Source organism: Pseudogulbenkiania sp. AW2-16, assembly GCF_056824575.1.
In genome coordinates this window covers 1219751-1233104 of the sequence record NZ_CP157668.1, presented here as the reverse complement: position 1 = coordinate 1233104, position 13354 = coordinate 1219751, and the positions used below count along the sequence as shown (strand labels likewise).

General features: G+C 64.5%; 16 protein-coding genes. 6 read left to right on the top strand and 10 right to left on the bottom strand.

Annotated elements, in window-relative coordinates; genetic code table 11:
• From moaE to ABKF58_RS05890, 3 genes are read left to right on the top strand one after another with little or no spacing between them, the layout of a single operon-like run.
• Window positions 1-459 carry a molybdopterin synthase catalytic subunit MoaE gene (gene moaE, locus ABKF58_RS05900; protein ID WP_008955363.1) on the top strand — a complete coding sequence of 153 codons (459 nt, stop codon included), beginning with the start codon at window positions 1-3 and terminating at the stop codon, window positions 457-459.
• Entirely contained in the window at window positions 456-1043 is a 588-nt protein-coding gene (gene mobA / locus ABKF58_RS05895; protein ID WP_482583785.1) for a molybdenum cofactor guanylyltransferase MobA, read from the top strand. Before moaE ends, mobA begins: the two co-directional genes overlap by 4 nt.
• A gap of 31 nt (window positions 1044-1074) precedes the next feature.
• Window positions 1075-1869 carry a TIGR00266 family protein gene (locus tag ABKF58_RS05890; protein ID WP_008955365.1) on the top strand — a complete coding sequence of 265 codons (795 nt, stop codon included), beginning with the start codon at window positions 1075-1077 and terminating at the stop codon, window positions 1867-1869.
• A 101-nt stretch (window positions 1870-1970) separates the two neighbouring features.
• Here ABKF58_RS05890 and aroG read toward each other — a convergent pair whose 3' ends face one another.
• The 6 genes from aroG to ABKF58_RS05860 form a co-directional block, all read right to left on the bottom strand.
• Window positions 1971-3047: a 3-deoxy-7-phosphoheptulonate synthase AroG gene (aroG, locus tag ABKF58_RS05885; RefSeq protein ID WP_085276645.1), complete on the bottom strand. Its 1077-nt coding sequence runs from the start codon at window positions 3045-3047 to the stop codon at window positions 1971-1973.
• A 179-nt stretch (window positions 3048-3226) separates the two neighbouring features.
• Window positions 3227-3637 carry an RNA polymerase-binding protein DksA gene (gene dksA, locus ABKF58_RS05880; RefSeq protein ID WP_008955367.1) on the bottom strand — a complete coding sequence of 137 codons (411 nt, stop codon included), beginning with the start codon at window positions 3635-3637 and terminating at the stop codon, window positions 3227-3229.
• A 207-nt stretch (window positions 3638-3844) separates the two neighbouring features.
• Window positions 3845-4150, bottom strand: coding sequence for a c-type cytochrome (locus tag ABKF58_RS05875; protein WP_008955368.1), 306 nt, complete (start codon window positions 4148-4150; stop codon window positions 3845-3847).
• 73 nt (window positions 4151-4223) lie between these two features.
• Complete coding sequence (locus tag ABKF58_RS05870) at window positions 4224-4805, bottom strand: YggT family protein (protein ID WP_008955369.1); 582 nt, start codon at window positions 4803-4805, stop codon at window positions 4224-4226.
• A 1-nt stretch (window position 4806) separates the two neighbouring features.
• Window positions 4807-5610, bottom strand: coding sequence for a pyrroline-5-carboxylate reductase (gene proC, locus ABKF58_RS05865; protein ID WP_482583783.1), 804 nt, complete (start codon window positions 5608-5610; stop codon window positions 4807-4809).
• Window positions 5611-5661: 51 nt separating this feature from the next.
• Window positions 5662-6357 (bottom strand): YggS family pyridoxal phosphate-dependent enzyme, encoded by a 696-nt coding sequence (locus ABKF58_RS05860; protein ID WP_482583782.1) that lies wholly within the window; start codon window positions 6355-6357, stop codon window positions 5662-5664.
• A gap of 166 nt (window positions 6358-6523) precedes the next feature.
• On the opposite strand from ABKF58_RS05860, the gene ABKF58_RS05855 reads away from it, so the two are divergent.
• Together ABKF58_RS05855 and ABKF58_RS05850 are read left to right on the top strand one after the other, a co-directional pair.
• Window positions 6524-7561 carry a type IV pilus twitching motility protein PilT gene (locus tag ABKF58_RS05855; RefSeq protein WP_014088767.1) on the top strand — a complete coding sequence of 346 codons (1038 nt, stop codon included), beginning with the start codon at window positions 6524-6526 and terminating at the stop codon, window positions 7559-7561.
• 235 nt (window positions 7562-7796) lie between these two features.
• The gene (locus ABKF58_RS05850; protein ID WP_008955373.1) at window positions 7797-8933 is read left to right on the top strand and encodes a PilT/PilU family type 4a pilus ATPase; all 1137 of its coding nucleotides are present in this window, start codon (window positions 7797-7799) and stop codon (window positions 8931-8933) included.
• 139 nt (window positions 8934-9072) lie between these two features.
• Here ABKF58_RS05850 and ABKF58_RS05845 read toward each other — a convergent pair whose 3' ends face one another.
• Window positions 9073-10287 (bottom strand): EAL and HDOD domain-containing protein, encoded by a 1215-nt coding sequence (locus ABKF58_RS05845; protein ID WP_294866963.1) that lies wholly within the window; start codon window positions 10285-10287, stop codon window positions 9073-9075.
• 63 nt (window positions 10288-10350) lie between these two features.
• Between ABKF58_RS05845 and thpR the strand changes: the two genes are divergently transcribed.
• Window positions 10351-10857: an RNA 2',3'-cyclic phosphodiesterase gene (thpR, locus tag ABKF58_RS05840; protein WP_482583781.1), complete on the top strand. Its 507-nt coding sequence runs from the start codon at window positions 10351-10353 to the stop codon at window positions 10855-10857.
• A gap of 239 nt (window positions 10858-11096) precedes the next feature.
• Here thpR and ABKF58_RS05835 read toward each other — a convergent pair whose 3' ends face one another.
• Genes ABKF58_RS05835 through ABKF58_RS05825 form a run of 3 tightly spaced genes read right to left on the bottom strand, consistent with a single transcriptional unit; the run spans window position 11097 to window position 13251 of the window.
• Window positions 11097-11831, bottom strand: coding sequence for an amino acid ABC transporter ATP-binding protein (locus ABKF58_RS05835; RefSeq protein WP_482584334.1), 735 nt, complete (start codon window positions 11829-11831; stop codon window positions 11097-11099).
• A 5-nt stretch (window positions 11832-11836) separates the two neighbouring features.
• Window positions 11837-12511, bottom strand: coding sequence for an amino acid ABC transporter permease (locus tag ABKF58_RS05830; RefSeq protein WP_014088770.1), 675 nt, complete (start codon window positions 12509-12511; stop codon window positions 11837-11839).
• Window positions 12508-13251, bottom strand: coding sequence for an amino acid ABC transporter permease (locus ABKF58_RS05825; protein WP_482583780.1), 744 nt, complete (start codon window positions 13249-13251; stop codon window positions 12508-12510). The genes ABKF58_RS05830 and ABKF58_RS05825 overlap by 4 nt, the downstream gene beginning before the upstream one ends.
• Window positions 13252-13354 lie beyond the last annotated feature (103 nt).

Sequence of the window (13354 nt, the reverse complement as noted above, 5' to 3'; positions counted from 1 at the left end):
ATGGACGCCTTCACCATCCGCGTCGACGCCGCCACCTTCGACGCCGGCCAGGAAATCGCCCGGCTGTCGGCCGATCCCGGCGTCGGCGCCGTGGTCAGCTTCGTCGGCGTGGTGCGCCGCCATGGCGATGGCGACAACGTCGCCGCGCTGGAACTGGAACACTATCCCGGTATGACCGAGAAGTCGCTCGCCGCCATCGTCGCCGAGGCGCGTGCGCGCTGGCCGCTCTCCGCCGCGCTGATCCACCATCGCGTCGGCCGGATGGCGCTGGGCGAACCGATCGTGCTGGTGGTCACCGCCAGCGCGCACCGTGCCGCCGCGTTCGCCGCCTGCGAATTCCTGATGGACTTCCTGAAGACGCAGGCACCGTTCTGGAAAAAGGAAATCGACGCCGACGGCCACAGCCGCTGGGTCGAGGCCAAGTCCAGCGACGAGGGCGCCGCCGGACGCTGGCAATGAGCTACAGCGCGCTGATCCTGGCCGGCGGGCGCGCCACGCGCATGGGCGGCCAGGACAAGGGGCTGCTCGAGCTGTTCGGCCAACCCCTGATCGCCCATACCTTGGCCGCGCTGGCGGCGCAGACTCCCCCGGCGCGCATCCTGATCTCCGCCAACCGCCACCTAGACATCTACCGCGCCTTCGGCCACCCGGTACTGCCGGACACGCTGCCGGACTACCCCGGTCCGCTCGCCGGCCTGCTGGCGGGTCTTGCCGCCGCCCCGCACGACACCCTGCTGATGCTGCCCTGCGACGCGGTGCGGCTGCCGGCCGAGCTGGCGTCACGGCTGCTGGAGGCGCTGGAGGGCGGCCTCGCCGCCGCCTCGGCAAGCGATCCGGAACACTGGCATCCCACCTTGCTGGCGCTGCGTCCCGGGCTGCAGGGGGCGCTCGAAACCTACCTCGTCGGCGGCGGCCGCTCCATCCGCGGCTGGCTCGCCACGCTCGAACACCGCATCGTGCCGTTCGACCAGGCCCTGCCCAACCTCAACACCCCCGACGCGCTGGCGGCACTGGCCGCGGCCGGACCCGCTGGGCTAGCATGATGGAACAGCCACCCCAGTCAGGAGAATGCGCATGGCGATGGACGTGATCGATTACGAGATCTTCGGCGACGACATGCAGTACGTCGAAGTGGAGCTGGACCCGGGCGAGGCCGCCGTCGGCGAGGCCGGTACCATGTACTACATGGAGGACGGCATCAGCATGGACACCGTGTTCGGCGACGGCTCGGCGGCGCAGGGCGGTCTGCTCGGCAAACTGATGGGCGCCGGCAAGCGCCTGCTCACCGGCGAGTCGCTGTTCACCACGGTGTTCGTCAACCAGGCGCCGGGCAAGAAACGCGTCGCCTTCGCCGCCTCCTACCCCGGCAAGATCGTGCCGGTGCACCTGCTGGAACTGGGCGGCACGCTGTACGCGCAGAAGGACAGCTTCCTCGCCGCCGCCAAGGGCGTCAGCCTCGGCATCGCCTTGCAGAAGAAGATCGGCACCGGGCTGTTCGGCGGCGAAGGCTTCATCATGCAGCGCCTGGACGGCGACGGCTATGCCTTCCTGCACGCCGGCGGCACCCTGACCGAACGCCAGCTGGCGCCGGGCGAGACGCTGCGCGTCGACACCGGCTGCGTGGTGGCCTACCAGCCCTCGGTCGATTTCGACATCCAGTACGTCGGCAAGCTCAAGAGCGCGCTGTTCGCCGGCGAGGGGCTGTTCCTCGCCACCCTCACCGGGCCGGGGAGGGTATGGCTGCAATCGTTGCCGCTGTCGCGCCTGGCCGACCGGCTGATCGCCGCCAGCCCGAAAGCCGGCGGGCGCTCCAGCGAGCAGGGCTCGGTGCTGGGCGGGCTGGGCGACCTGCTCGACGGCCGGGACTGAACCTCAAGGTTGGCCGAAGCCCGCTGCGCCACAGCGGGCGCTCGTCCAGAAAAACAAAAAACCCGGCCTGAGCCGGGTTTTGTCATGCCGCGTAGCAGGGCTCACTTGCCCGCCGGCACGCCCACCTTGGCACGGCGCGCCTTGACCGCGTCGGCCAGGATCTGCACCAGATCCTCGGTATCCTGCCAGCCGATGCAGGCGTCGGTGATGCTCTGGCCATAGGTCAGCTCGCAGCCCGGCTTCAGGTCCTGGCGACCTTCCACCAAGTGGCTTTCCACCATCACACCGAAGATGTGGGTGTCGCCGGCGGCGAGTTGTCCCGCCACGTCGCGCGCCACTTCCATCTGGCGCTTGTAGTCCTTGCGGCTGTTGGCGTGGCTGAAGTCCACCATCAGCTTCTGCGCCAGGCCGACGCCGGCCAGCTCGGCCGCGGCGGCGCGCACGTGCTCGGCCGAGTAGTTCGGTTCCTTGCCGCCGCGCAGGATCACGTGGCAATCCGGGTTGCCGCCGGTGGAGACGATGGCGGAATGGCCGGTCTTGGTCACCGACAGGAAGTGGTGCGGCTGGCTCGCGGCACGGATGGCGTCGACGGCGATCTTCAGGTTGCCGTCGGTACCGTTCTTGAAGCCCACCGGGCAGGACAGCCCCGACGCCAGCTCGCGGTGCACCTGCGACTCGGTGGTGCGCGCACCGATGGCGCCCCACGAGATCAGGTCGGCGAAGTACTGCGGCGTGATCATGTCGAGGAATTCGGTGGCCGCCGGCATGCCCGCGTTGTTCAGGTTCAACAGCAGACGACGCGCCAGGCGCAGACCGGAGTTGATGTCGTACGACTCATCCAGGTGCGGATCGTTGATCAGCCCCTTCCAGCCCACCGTGGTGCGCGGCTTCTCGAAGTACACGCGCATCACCACGATCAGCTCGCGGGCATGCTCGTGGCGCAACTTCATCAGGCGTTCGGCGTACTCCTCGGCCATGGCCGGATCGTGGATCGAACACGGGCCGATCACCACCAGCATGCGATCGTCCTCGCCACGCAGCAGCGCGGCGATTTCGCGGCGGGTGTTGTAGATCAGCTCGGAGGCGGTTTCGGTGATCGGCAGCTCGTAGAGGTGCGCAATCGGAGGCAGGAGTTCCTTGATTTCGCGGATTCGGACGTCGTCGGTCTGTCGTTGCATGGTGATGTGCCTCGGGGCATTTTTCTGTGTATTGACTGCATCACACAATACCTGCATTTTGCGCACTGCGACAAGTCCCGCGCCCACCCGGCCGCATCTTGGCAGCGCCGCGCCAACCCGGATAAAAAACAAAAAAAGCGCCCTTTTGGGACGCTTTTTTCATTCACCCTCGCCGCGGATTAGTCGGCGTACTGGCGCTTCATGCGTTCGCGGCGCTCCTGTGCCTCCACCGACAGCGTGGCGGTCGGACGCGCCATCAGGCGCTTGAGCCCGATCGGCTCGCCGGTGTCTTCGCAGAAGCCGTAGGAACCGTCTTCGATATCGCGCAGGGACGACTGAATCTTCTGCAACAGCTTGCGCTCGCGGTCGCGGGTACGCAGTTCCAGCGCGTATTCCTCCTCGAGCGTGGCCCGGTCGGCCGGGTCGGGAGTGGCCTCCTGCTCCTGCAGATGGTTCGCCGTCGCGTTGGCGTTGCTCAACAACTCCTGCTGCATCTGCAACAGCCGCTCTTTGAAGAACTCAAGGTGGTCGGCGTTCATGTAATCCTCGCCTTCCCAGTTGAGGATATCCTGTTCGGTCAGCTTGGCCATAATTTAGTGCTTCCAGCATAGAGTTGGCAGACAAGCGCTGAAGATTACCGGTGGCATGGTCTTTGTGCAACTATATTGGACAGACGACTCGCCGGGAAAATCCCTCCTCATGTGCCCCGGTATAGTGCGATTCGCACACAATGACAAGCCTTATTACACGACAAAGGGCAGCCGAGGCCGCCCTTTGCGAATTCCGAGCCCGGCCGCTTATTTCAGCGACAGCACCCACTTCACCAGGGTTTTCAGGTCGGCATCGCTGACCTGCGGGTTCGGCGGCATCGGCACCGCGCCCCACACCCCGGAACCACCGGCCTTGACCTTGGCCATCAGCTTGGCTTCGGCGCCCTTGTCACCAGCATATTTCTTGGCGACATCCTTGTAGGCCGGACCCACTACCTTCTTGTCCACCGAGTGACAGGCCAGACAATTGTATTTCTGGGCAAGTTGCAGGTTGGCCATGGCCGGCGTGGCGACTACGCCCAGCATGACCGCAGCCAGCAGCGTCTTTTTCATACCTCTCTCCTTAAAGATTTGGATAGGACACACCCGTAATGTCGGGATTCAACCCGACAGCAAACCATAACAGCTATAACGCGACCTTGAGTTGCATCAGAAAAACGCTTTCCAGCGCCCGCACCGGCAGCATCAGGATCACCTGGATGATCAGGAACAGGATCAGCGGCGACAAATCCACCCCGCCGATGACCGCCCGGCGGAACGGCCGCAGGAACGGCCGGGTCAGCGCGTCCAGGATCGGTGTCAGCGGATTGTACGGATTCACCCAGCTCAGGATGGCCTGGACGATGACCGCCCCCATCAAAAGGTACAGCGACTGGCGGAACACGTCCAGCAGCGACAGGCACAACAGCCCTAGCCAGGTTTCCGGCGCGGCGAAACTGTACGGCAGGGGATTGAGCGCCAGCATCAGCACGTTGCTGAAGAGGCCGACCAGCAGCGCCAGCAGCAGCGTGGCCGTGTCATAGCCGTGCACGCTCGGCACCAGTTTGCGCATCGGCAGCACCGCGAAATTGCTCACCGCCATCACGAACTGCGACAGCGGGTGCTTGAACGGCGCGCGCGCCACCTGCAGGTAGAAGCGCAGCAGCAGCACCAGCACGAACAGGTCGGCCAGCGTCTTGATCAGGAATTGCAGGGTCTCGGCGATCATCTCAGTCCTGGCTCAGTAGCTGGCCCAACTCCACCGAACGCGCCCGGCAATCCTGCATCCCGGCCTGGATCGCCGCCTTGACGCCGTCGGCCTCGAAACGGGCGACGGCCCGCTCGGTGGTGCCGCCCTTGGAGGTGACGTTGGCGCGCAGGGTGGCCACGTCGAGATCGCTTTGCTTTGCCAGCTCGACGGCGCCATCAAAGGTGCCCAGCACCAGCTGACGAGCGGTGGCGTCGTCAAAACCGAGTTCACGCGCCGCCGCAATCATCGACTCGATGAAGTAGAACACGTAGGCCGGGCCGCTGCCGGATACTGCGGTGATGTCGTCGATGCCGCTCTCGTTCTCGAGCCAGAACACCTTGCCCACCGCCGCCATGATGGCGGCGGCGTTGTTGCGATCGCCTTCGGCCAGGCCGAGCGGAGCGAACAGCCCCGAGACACCCTTGCCGACCATGGCCGGAGTATTGGGCATCACGCGCACGATGCGCCCGGAACCGAGCCAGCGCGCCAGCGCCGCAATGCCGACGCCAGCGGCGATCGACACCACCAGGGCATTGCCCAGCACCGGGGCCAGGGCCAGGCACACGTCCTTCAGCTGCTGCGGCTTGACCGCCAGCACCACCACATCGTCGGCTGACAGGTGTTGCGGCGGCTGTTCCAACGCGGTCACGCCGTAGGCCTGTTCCAACTGGTTACGCTTGTCGGCGCTGGGCTCCACCACGCTGATGCGGTGGCCGCCCTGTTTGGCCAGGCCGCTGATGATGGCGGAGGCCATGTTGCCGCCGCCGATGAAGGTGATCTGCATGCTGAGTCCTCTATTTGTCGATTGTATATCGTAGCCAATTTGGCAAAACCATTATGATGGATACGTCCGGGAGCCGAAAATGGCCGTGCCGACCCGTACCAGCGTCGAGCCTTCCCGCACCGCCAGCTCCAGGTCGGCCGACATCCCCATCGACAGGGTGTCGAGCGCCGGGCCTTGTGCCGCCATCTCGTCGCGCAGCCGGCGCAACAGCGCAAACTGGCCCGTCAGCCGTGCCTGATCGGCGGTCGGCTCGGGGATGCACATCAGGCCGCGTAAGGTCAGACGCGGCAGGGCGGCGACGGCACGCGCCAGCGCCAGCACCTCGTGCGGTTCGCAACCGCTCTTGCTCTCCTCGCCCGAGACGTTCACCTGCAGGCAGACATTGAGCGGCGGCAAGGATGCGGGACGCTGCGACGACAAGCGTTCGGCGATTTTCAGACGCTCCACCGAATGCACCCAGTGCGCCAGCTCGGCCACCGGGCGCGTCTTGTTGGATTGCAGCGGCCCGATGAAGTGCCACTCGATGTCCAGCCCGCCCAGCACAGCGCCCTTGGCTTGCAGCTCCTGCACGTAGTTTTCGCCGAAAGCGCGCTGCCCGGCGGCGTACGCCTCCTGGATGGCGTCGGCCGGAAACGTCTTGCTGACCGCCAGCAGGCATACCGAGCCGGATGCACGCCCGGCGGCGGCCTCGGCCGCGGCCAGCCGCTGGCGGACCGCGGCCAGAGAGGATGAAATAGCTGAAGTCATGATGTCCTTGGTACAACCGCAACACTGCCGCCGCCCCACGTCGGGACGGCTCCCACTGCATCAGCATACCAAGTCCCGGCGCTTATGCTTACAATCAGGAAAGGTCATGCCGGTGGTCTGGCGCTGACGGCCCGCCGTAGCGGTATCGAATTGGGGAGAATTATAAATGGAAATTTCCGAGCTCTTGGCCTTCACCGTCAAGAACAAGGCGTCCGACCTGCACCTGTCGGCCGGCCTGCCGCCGATGATCCGGGTCAACGGCGACGTGCGCCGCATCAACCTGCCGCCGCTGGAGCACCACGAAGTGCACGACAAGGTGTACGACATCATGAACGACTTCCAGCGCAAGGCGTTCGAAGAAATGATGGAGTGCGACTTCTCGTTCGAGCTGCCCGGCATCGCCCGCTTCCGGGTCAACGCCTTCATGCAGAACCGCGGCATGGGCGCCGTGTTCCGGGTGATTCCGTCCAAGGTGCTGACGCTGGAGGAGCTGTCGGCGCCGAAGATCTTCCAGGAGATCGCCAGCTACCCGCGCGGCCTGGTGCTGGTGACCGGACCGACCGGCTCCGGCAAGTCCACCACGCTGGCGGCGATGATCGACTATATCAACGATAATGAATTCTCCCACATCCTGACCGTGGAAGACCCGATCGAATTCGTGCACCAGAGCAAGCGCTGCATGATCAACCAGCGCGAACTGGGGCAGCAGACCCACAGTTTCGCCAACGCCTTGCGCTCGGCGCTGCGCGAAGACCCGGACGTGATCCTGGTGGGGGAAATGCGCGACCTGGAAACCATCCGCCTCGCCATGACCGCGGCGGAAACCGGCCACCTGGTGTTCGGCACCTTGCACACCAGCTCAGCCGCCAAGACCGTCGACCGTATCGTCGACGTGTTCCCGGCCGGCGAGAAGGAGATGGTGCGCTCGATGCTGTCGGAGAGCCTGCGCGCGGTGATCTCGCAGACCCTGCTGAAGACCAAAGACGGCAGCGGACGGGTGGCGGCGCACGAGATCATGGTCGGCACGGCGGCGATCCGCAACCTGATCCGTGAGAACAAGATCGCCCAGATCAACTCGATGATCCAGACCGGCCAGCAGTACGGCATGCAGACGCTCGACCAGTGCCTGCAGGAACTGGTACGCCGCAACATCGCGTCACCGGCCGAGGCACGGCTGAAGGCCAGCAACAAGGATTTGTTCTAAGCGCCCCTTTCACGAGACGGCAACCCCTTGTCCCGGTGAGCGGCCGCGTGCCGCGCTCATCCCACCGAGCGAGTCGACGATTGGCCCGGCACAATGGGCGCCGCGACGCGGAATCTTCATGTGCTCCCGCTACCGTAAGATTCCGCCACTCCGGCGCCGCGCAACCGGCCGGGGACTCGCCTCGTGAGAAAGGCCTGACACCGGCGTTCAGCGCCGGCAACGATGGAAAACGATCATGGAAAGAGACCAGGCCTCGAAGTTCATCCACGACCTGCTCAAGCACGCCGTAGGCAAGAACGCTTCGGACATCTTCATTTCGGCCGACTTCCCGCCGGCCATGAAGATCGACGGCAAGATCATCCCGGTGTCGCCGCAGCCACTGTCGGCGCAGCACACCAAGGAGCTGGTGCGTTCGGTGATGAACGACCGCCAGATGGAAGAGTTCGAATCCTCGATGGAGGCGAACTTCGCCATCAGCCCGCCGGGCATCGGCCGCTTCCGCGTCAGCGCCTTCATCCAGCAGGGCATGGCCGGCATGGTGCTGCGCAAGATCAATACCGAGATCCCCACCTTCGACCAGCTACGCCTGCCGGAAGTGCTGAAGGACGTGGCCTTGATCAAGCGCGGCCTGGTGATCTTCGTCGGCGGCACCGGCTCGGGCAAGTCCACCTCGCTGGCCGCACTGGTGGACTGGCGCAACAGCCACAGCCAGGACCACATCATCACCATCGAGGACCCGATCGAATACGTGCACCCGCACAAGAAATCGATCGTGACCCAGCGCGAGGTCGGGGTCGATACCGACAGCTGGGACATTGCACTGAAGAACACCCTGCGCCAGGCGCCGGACGTGATCCTGATGGGCGAGATCCGCGACCGCGAGACCATGGGCTATGGCCTGCAGTTCGCCGAAACCGGCCACCTCTGCCTCGCCACCCTGCACGCCAACAACGCCAACCAGGCGCTCGACCGCATCCTGAACTTCTTCCCGGAAGAGCGTCACCAGCAGGTGCTGATGGACCTGTCGCTGAACATGCGCGCCATCATCTCGCAGCGGCTGGTTCCGCTCGCCACCGGGCGCGGCCGGGTGGCTGCGGTGGAGGTGATGCTCAACAGCCCGCTGATGGCGGACCTGATCTTCAAGGGCGAGATCGCCTCGATGAAGGAGGTGATCGGCAAGTCGCGCGAGAGCGGCATGCAAACCTTCGACCAGGCGCTGTTCGATCTCTACGAGGGTGGTCTGATCAGCTACGAGGATGCGCTACGCAATGCCGACTCGGTCAACGACCTGCGCCTGAAGATCAAGCTGTACGGCGAGGGCGCCAAGGATCGCGACCTGCTCGAGGGCATCGACCACCTCGACATCATCTGAACACCCGCCCACTCCCGGCCACGGAACGCAGACCGGGAAGGGCGACCTCGCTGGAGCGGGCTTAGCAAAGCGGCCGACGTGGAGCGTGACCGGGTCCACGGGAAGGGTGGGCACGGGCGGGGTAAAGGCCCGGGCCGGCTTACGCCCACATGCGTTTGACCCAGTCCAGCGACTCGGTTTCGATTCGGGTGAGGAGTTCGGCATCGTAGCCGGCGGGCTGTACCGTGTTTTCGTCTTCCAGCGACACGGTGACCTTGAGCCATTCGCCGAGGATGTGCCGGCCATCGAGTACGGCGTCCTTGATGATCTGATCGACCGGCAGCTGCGGAATCAGCTCGGTCTTGGGGCGCAGCATCAGGGCGTCGACCAGCGACAGGATGCCGACCATGAAGGCCTGTTCGGCCAACTGCGGCGCTTCCGGCCGCAGGCTCTGGGCCAGCCGCTCCATGATGCGGCCGCGCATGGCCGCCAGTTCGAGCAGGGGATTGTGGCGAACCTTGTCGCCTTGGGGCGTGGCGGTGGCAAACATCAAGAGTAGGGTCCAGCGTTTGATCTTGTCCCGTCCCAGGAGCAGGATGGCCTGGCGGATCGAGGTGACCGCCGACTTGTCGGCCATGACCGCGGTGGAGGTGAGCCGGAGCAACATCAGCGCGATATCGGGCGCGCTCTTGAACGCTTCCTCCAGGGCATCGGTTTCGGCGTCACTCAGGATCAACCCCAGCAAGCGCAGCAGTACCGACACCTTGGGCCGGACTTGGCGCGAGTGGATCACCGTGGGATGGGCGAAGAAGTAGCCCTGGAACAATTTGAAGCCGAACTCGCGACAGGTTTCGAACTGCTCGGGGTTGTCGACCTTTTCCGCCAGCAAGCTACCGCGGAAACCTTCCAGCGCTTGCAGCAGCGCCGGCAATGCGCTCAGCTCGACCTGGCTGAGGTCGATCTTGACGATGTCGACATAATCGAGCAGGGCGCGCTTGTCGCTGGTCAGCGATACCAGGTCGTCCATCGCCATGCGGAAGCCGCGCTGGCGCAGCTCGGCCAGCCGCACCAGCAGGGCGGGCGTCGCCCGGACCGTTTCCAGAATTTCCAGCACCACGGTGTCGTGCGGCAGCACGTTGACGAGGTCGCTCATCAACAGCTGTTCGTCGACGTTGATGTAGCCCAGCCGGTCGCCCAGCACCTCGGCGACGCCGAGGTCGACGAAGGCATGGCGGATTACCGTGGCGGTGGCGGCGAAATCGTCGACGACATGCGCGGCGTTGACCGGGCTGGAACGGAACAACAATTCATACCCCACCAGGTTTTCCCTGGCATCGACAATCGGCTGCCGCCCCAGATAGTGCGTTGAGTACATGAAGAAACCTGTGTCGTCCCTGAAAAGCGTCGAGTGATCAGTTTAGGGGAAAGGAATCGGGTCTTGAGACTCTTTTTTGCCATCATACCGGACAAGTCGACTTCCGTGTCATTGCATGCCAATGGCAACTTATTGGCCAAACACAGCCGTGGCCATGTCGTCGCCGCCGAGCGACTGCACCTGACCCTGGCCTTTCTAGGCGAGGTCGCTCCCGAGCGGCTGGACGAGCTCCTGACGATCGGGGAGAGCCTGCCGCGTCTGGCCGGGGAGGTGTGGACGATAGACCGCGTCGGCGGCTGGCCCAACGGCATCGTCTGGGCCGGCAGTTCTCAGCCATGCCTCGTGCTGAGCGAACTGGTGGCCGCCTTGCAGCAAGGACTGGCACAGGCCGGGTTCCCGACCGAGACGCGTCCATACGTGCCGCACGTGACGCTGCTGCGCCGGGCGCGCCACCGGCTGCCGCCCCAGGAGATCTCCCCCTTACCGTTCGTCTTGCGGCGCGTGTCGCTGATGCAATCCACACTAACGCCGCAGGGGCCGCAGTACCGCGAGCTGCGGCACTGGCCATGACAGGCGGCTTGCTCGAGGACAGGAAGGCCAGCGCCACCCTTACCGGCAGAACAGGTTTCACGTGAAACATCGTCCACCCCGACGGCCTCCCGTCTCCCGGACAAGGCCGGCGGATACCATCGGCCCTGCTGCAGGCTGCCTTTTCCCACGGCAGCGGATATGGAAAACGCCACCGGGTTGCGGTGGCGTTGCTCAGACAAGGCGGGCGGAAGATCGTTCGGCTCGCCGGCATCGCTGGCTCAGTGCTGCAGAATCTTCGACAGGAAGTGCTGGGCACGCTCGGAGCGGGCCTGGATGTCGCCAAAGAACTCTTCCTTGGCGCAATCCTCGACGATGGCGCCCTTGTCCATGAAGATGACGCGGTTGGCCACCTTGCGCGCGAAGCCCATCTCGTGGGTCACACACATCATGGTCATACCCTCGTGCGCCAGTTCCACCATCACGTCCAGCACCTCGTTGACCATTTCAGGGTCGAGCGCCGAGGTCGGTTCGTCGAACAGCATGGCGATCGGGTCCATCGACAGTGCGCGGGCGATCGCCACGCGCTGCTGCTGACCGCCGGAGAGCTGGCCCGGAAACTTCGCGGCGTGCGCCTTGAGGCCGACGCGATCGAGATAGTGCAGGCCTTTCTGGCGCGCCTCGTCCTTGCTGCGCCCCAGCACCTTTTCCTGGGCAATGGTCAGGTTGTCGGTGATCGACAGGTGCGGGAACAGCTCGAAGTTCTGGAACACCATGCCGATCCGCGCGCGCAGCTTGGGCAGGTCGGTCTTCGGGTCGCCCACCGACAGGCCGTCGACGATGATCTCGCCCTTCTGGAACGGCTCCAGCGCGTTGACGGTCTTGATCAGGGTGGATTTGCCGGAGCCGGACGGGCCGCACACCACCACCACTTCGCCCTTTTCCACGGCGGTCGAGCAATCGGTGAGCACCTGGAAGTCACCGTACCATTTGCTGACGTTCTTGAGAGTAATCATCGCGCTCATACTGCCAACCTCTTTTGCAGACGCTTCACCACGGTGGAGGCGCCGAAACTGATAACAAAATAAACCACCCCGGCCAGGATCAGGAACTCATTCGGCTGACCGACGATGTCCCCCTTGGAGCGGGCGGTGTTGAGGAAGTCCATCAGGCCCACGGCGTACACCAGCGAGGTGTCCTGGAACAGGATGATGGACTGCTGCAGCAGCAGCGGCATCATCTTGCGGAAGGCCTGCGGCAGGATGATCAGCCGCATTGCCTGGCCGTAGGTCATGCCCAGCGCGTAGGCGGCATTGAGCTGGCCCTTGGAAATGGACTGGACGCCGGCACGCACAATCTCAGCATAGTAGGCCGCTTCGAACATCATGAAGGCCACCAGGCAGGAGGTGAAGGCGCCGACCGCGACGAACTCGCCGGAAATCCACTTGAAGATCAGCGGCACCACGAAGTAGAACCAGGTGATCACCAGCAGCAGCGGAATCGAGCGGAAATAATTGACGTAGAACTTGGAGGCACCGGACAGCAGGCGGTTACTGGACAGGCGCATCAGCGCCAGCACCGTCCCCAACGCCACGCCGCCGCTTACTGCCAGGAGCAGCAGCTTGAGCGTCAGCGCCATGCCGTCGATCAGGCCGGGCAGGGCCGGGCCGATCTGGCTGAAATCGAAACCCATCATTTGGCACCTCCCATCATGCCCGGCACCCGCAGACGGGTTTCCACCCAGCCCATGAACTTCATCAGGCTCATGTTGAGCACGAAGTAGATCACCGTGGCGAGCGTGAACGCTTCAAACAGGTTGGCCGAAAACTCGGCGGTCTGCTTGGTCTGCGCCAAGAGTTCCATCAGGCCGATCAGCGAGGCCACCGAGGAGTTCTTGAAGATGTTCAGGAACTCGCTGGTGAGCGGCGGGATGATGATGCGGAAAGCCTGCGGCAGCAGCACATAGCGGTAGATCTGCCCCTGCTGGAAACCCATCGCCATGGCGGCGTAGTTCTGCCCCTTGGGCAGCGCCTGGACGCCGGTGCGCACCTGTTCGCACACCCGCGCCGCGGTAAACAGGCCGAGGCAGACCACCACCGACAGGTAGGCCGAGGTCGCCGGGCTCAGGTCCTGCTTGAACCAGATCTGCGCGCGTTCCGGCAGCAGGTCGGGCACCAGGAAGTACCAGACGAACAGCTGCACCAGCAGCGGCACGTTGCGGAACAGTTCGACGTAAGCGGTGGCAATGCCCGAGGCGGTCTTGTTGGGGAGCGTGCGCATCACGCCCAATACCGACCCCAGGATCAGCGCGATGATCCAGCCGGCCAGCGCCACGGCGATGGTCCAGCCCAGACCGGAAATGAACCAGTCGAGGTAGATTTCCGTGCCGATGCCGGTGGACTTGAAGAAGACGTTCCAGTCCCAGTTGTAATTCATACCCAATCTCCAAACAAAAAGGGAGACGACCTCCCCCGGAGCCTGGCATGTTCCTGTTCGTCAGCCATACCGGGAGGAGGGTATGGCGCGGGCAGCAGCACCC

Excerpts from the sequence above, each read along its gene's own strand:
- moaE (WP_008955363.1), top strand. The coding sequence starts at position 1 with ATGGACGCCTTCACCATCCGCGTCGACGCCGCCACCTTCGACGCCGGC.
- mobA (WP_482583785.1), top strand. The coding sequence starts at position 456 with ATGAGCTACAGCGCGCTGATCCTGGCCGGCGGGCGCGCCACGCGCATG.
- ABKF58_RS05890 (WP_008955365.1), top strand. The coding sequence starts at position 1,075 with ATGGCGATGGACGTGATCGATTACGAGATCTTCGGCGACGACATGCAG.
- aroG (WP_085276645.1), bottom strand. The coding sequence starts at position 3,047 with ATGCAACGACAGACCGACGACGTCCGAATCCGCGAAATCAAGGAACTC.
- dksA (WP_008955367.1), bottom strand. The coding sequence starts at position 3,637 with ATGGCCAAGCTGACCGAACAGGATATCCTCAACTGGGAAGGCGAGGAT.
- ABKF58_RS05875 (WP_008955368.1), bottom strand. The coding sequence starts at position 4,150 with ATGAAAAAGACGCTGCTGGCTGCGGTCATGCTGGGCGTAGTCGCCACG.
- ABKF58_RS05870 (WP_008955369.1), bottom strand. The coding sequence starts at position 4,805 with ATGATCGCCGAGACCCTGCAATTCCTGATCAAGACGCTGGCCGACCTG.
- proC (WP_482583783.1), bottom strand. The coding sequence starts at position 5,610 with ATGCAGATCACCTTCATCGGCGGCGGCAACATGGCCTCCGCCATCATC.
- ABKF58_RS05860 (WP_482583782.1), bottom strand. The coding sequence starts at position 6,357 with ATGACTTCAGCTATTTCATCCTCTCTGGCCGCGGTCCGCCAGCGGCTG.
- ABKF58_RS05855 (WP_014088767.1), top strand. The coding sequence starts at position 6,524 with ATGGAAATTTCCGAGCTCTTGGCCTTCACCGTCAAGAACAAGGCGTCC.
- ABKF58_RS05850 (WP_008955373.1), top strand. The coding sequence starts at position 7,797 with ATGGAAAGAGACCAGGCCTCGAAGTTCATCCACGACCTGCTCAAGCAC.
- ABKF58_RS05845 (WP_294866963.1), bottom strand. The coding sequence starts at position 10,287 with ATGTACTCAACGCACTATCTGGGGCGGCAGCCGATTGTCGATGCCAGG.
- ABKF58_RS05835 (WP_482584334.1), bottom strand. The coding sequence starts at position 11,831 with ATGATTACTCTCAAGAACGTCAGCAAATGGTACGGTGACTTCCAGGTG.
- ABKF58_RS05830 (WP_014088770.1), bottom strand. The coding sequence starts at position 12,511 with ATGATGGGTTTCGATTTCAGCCAGATCGGCCCGGCCCTGCCCGGCCTG.
- ABKF58_RS05825 (WP_482583780.1), bottom strand. The coding sequence starts at position 13,251 with ATGAATTACAACTGGGACTGGAACGTCTTCTTCAAGTCCACCGGCATC.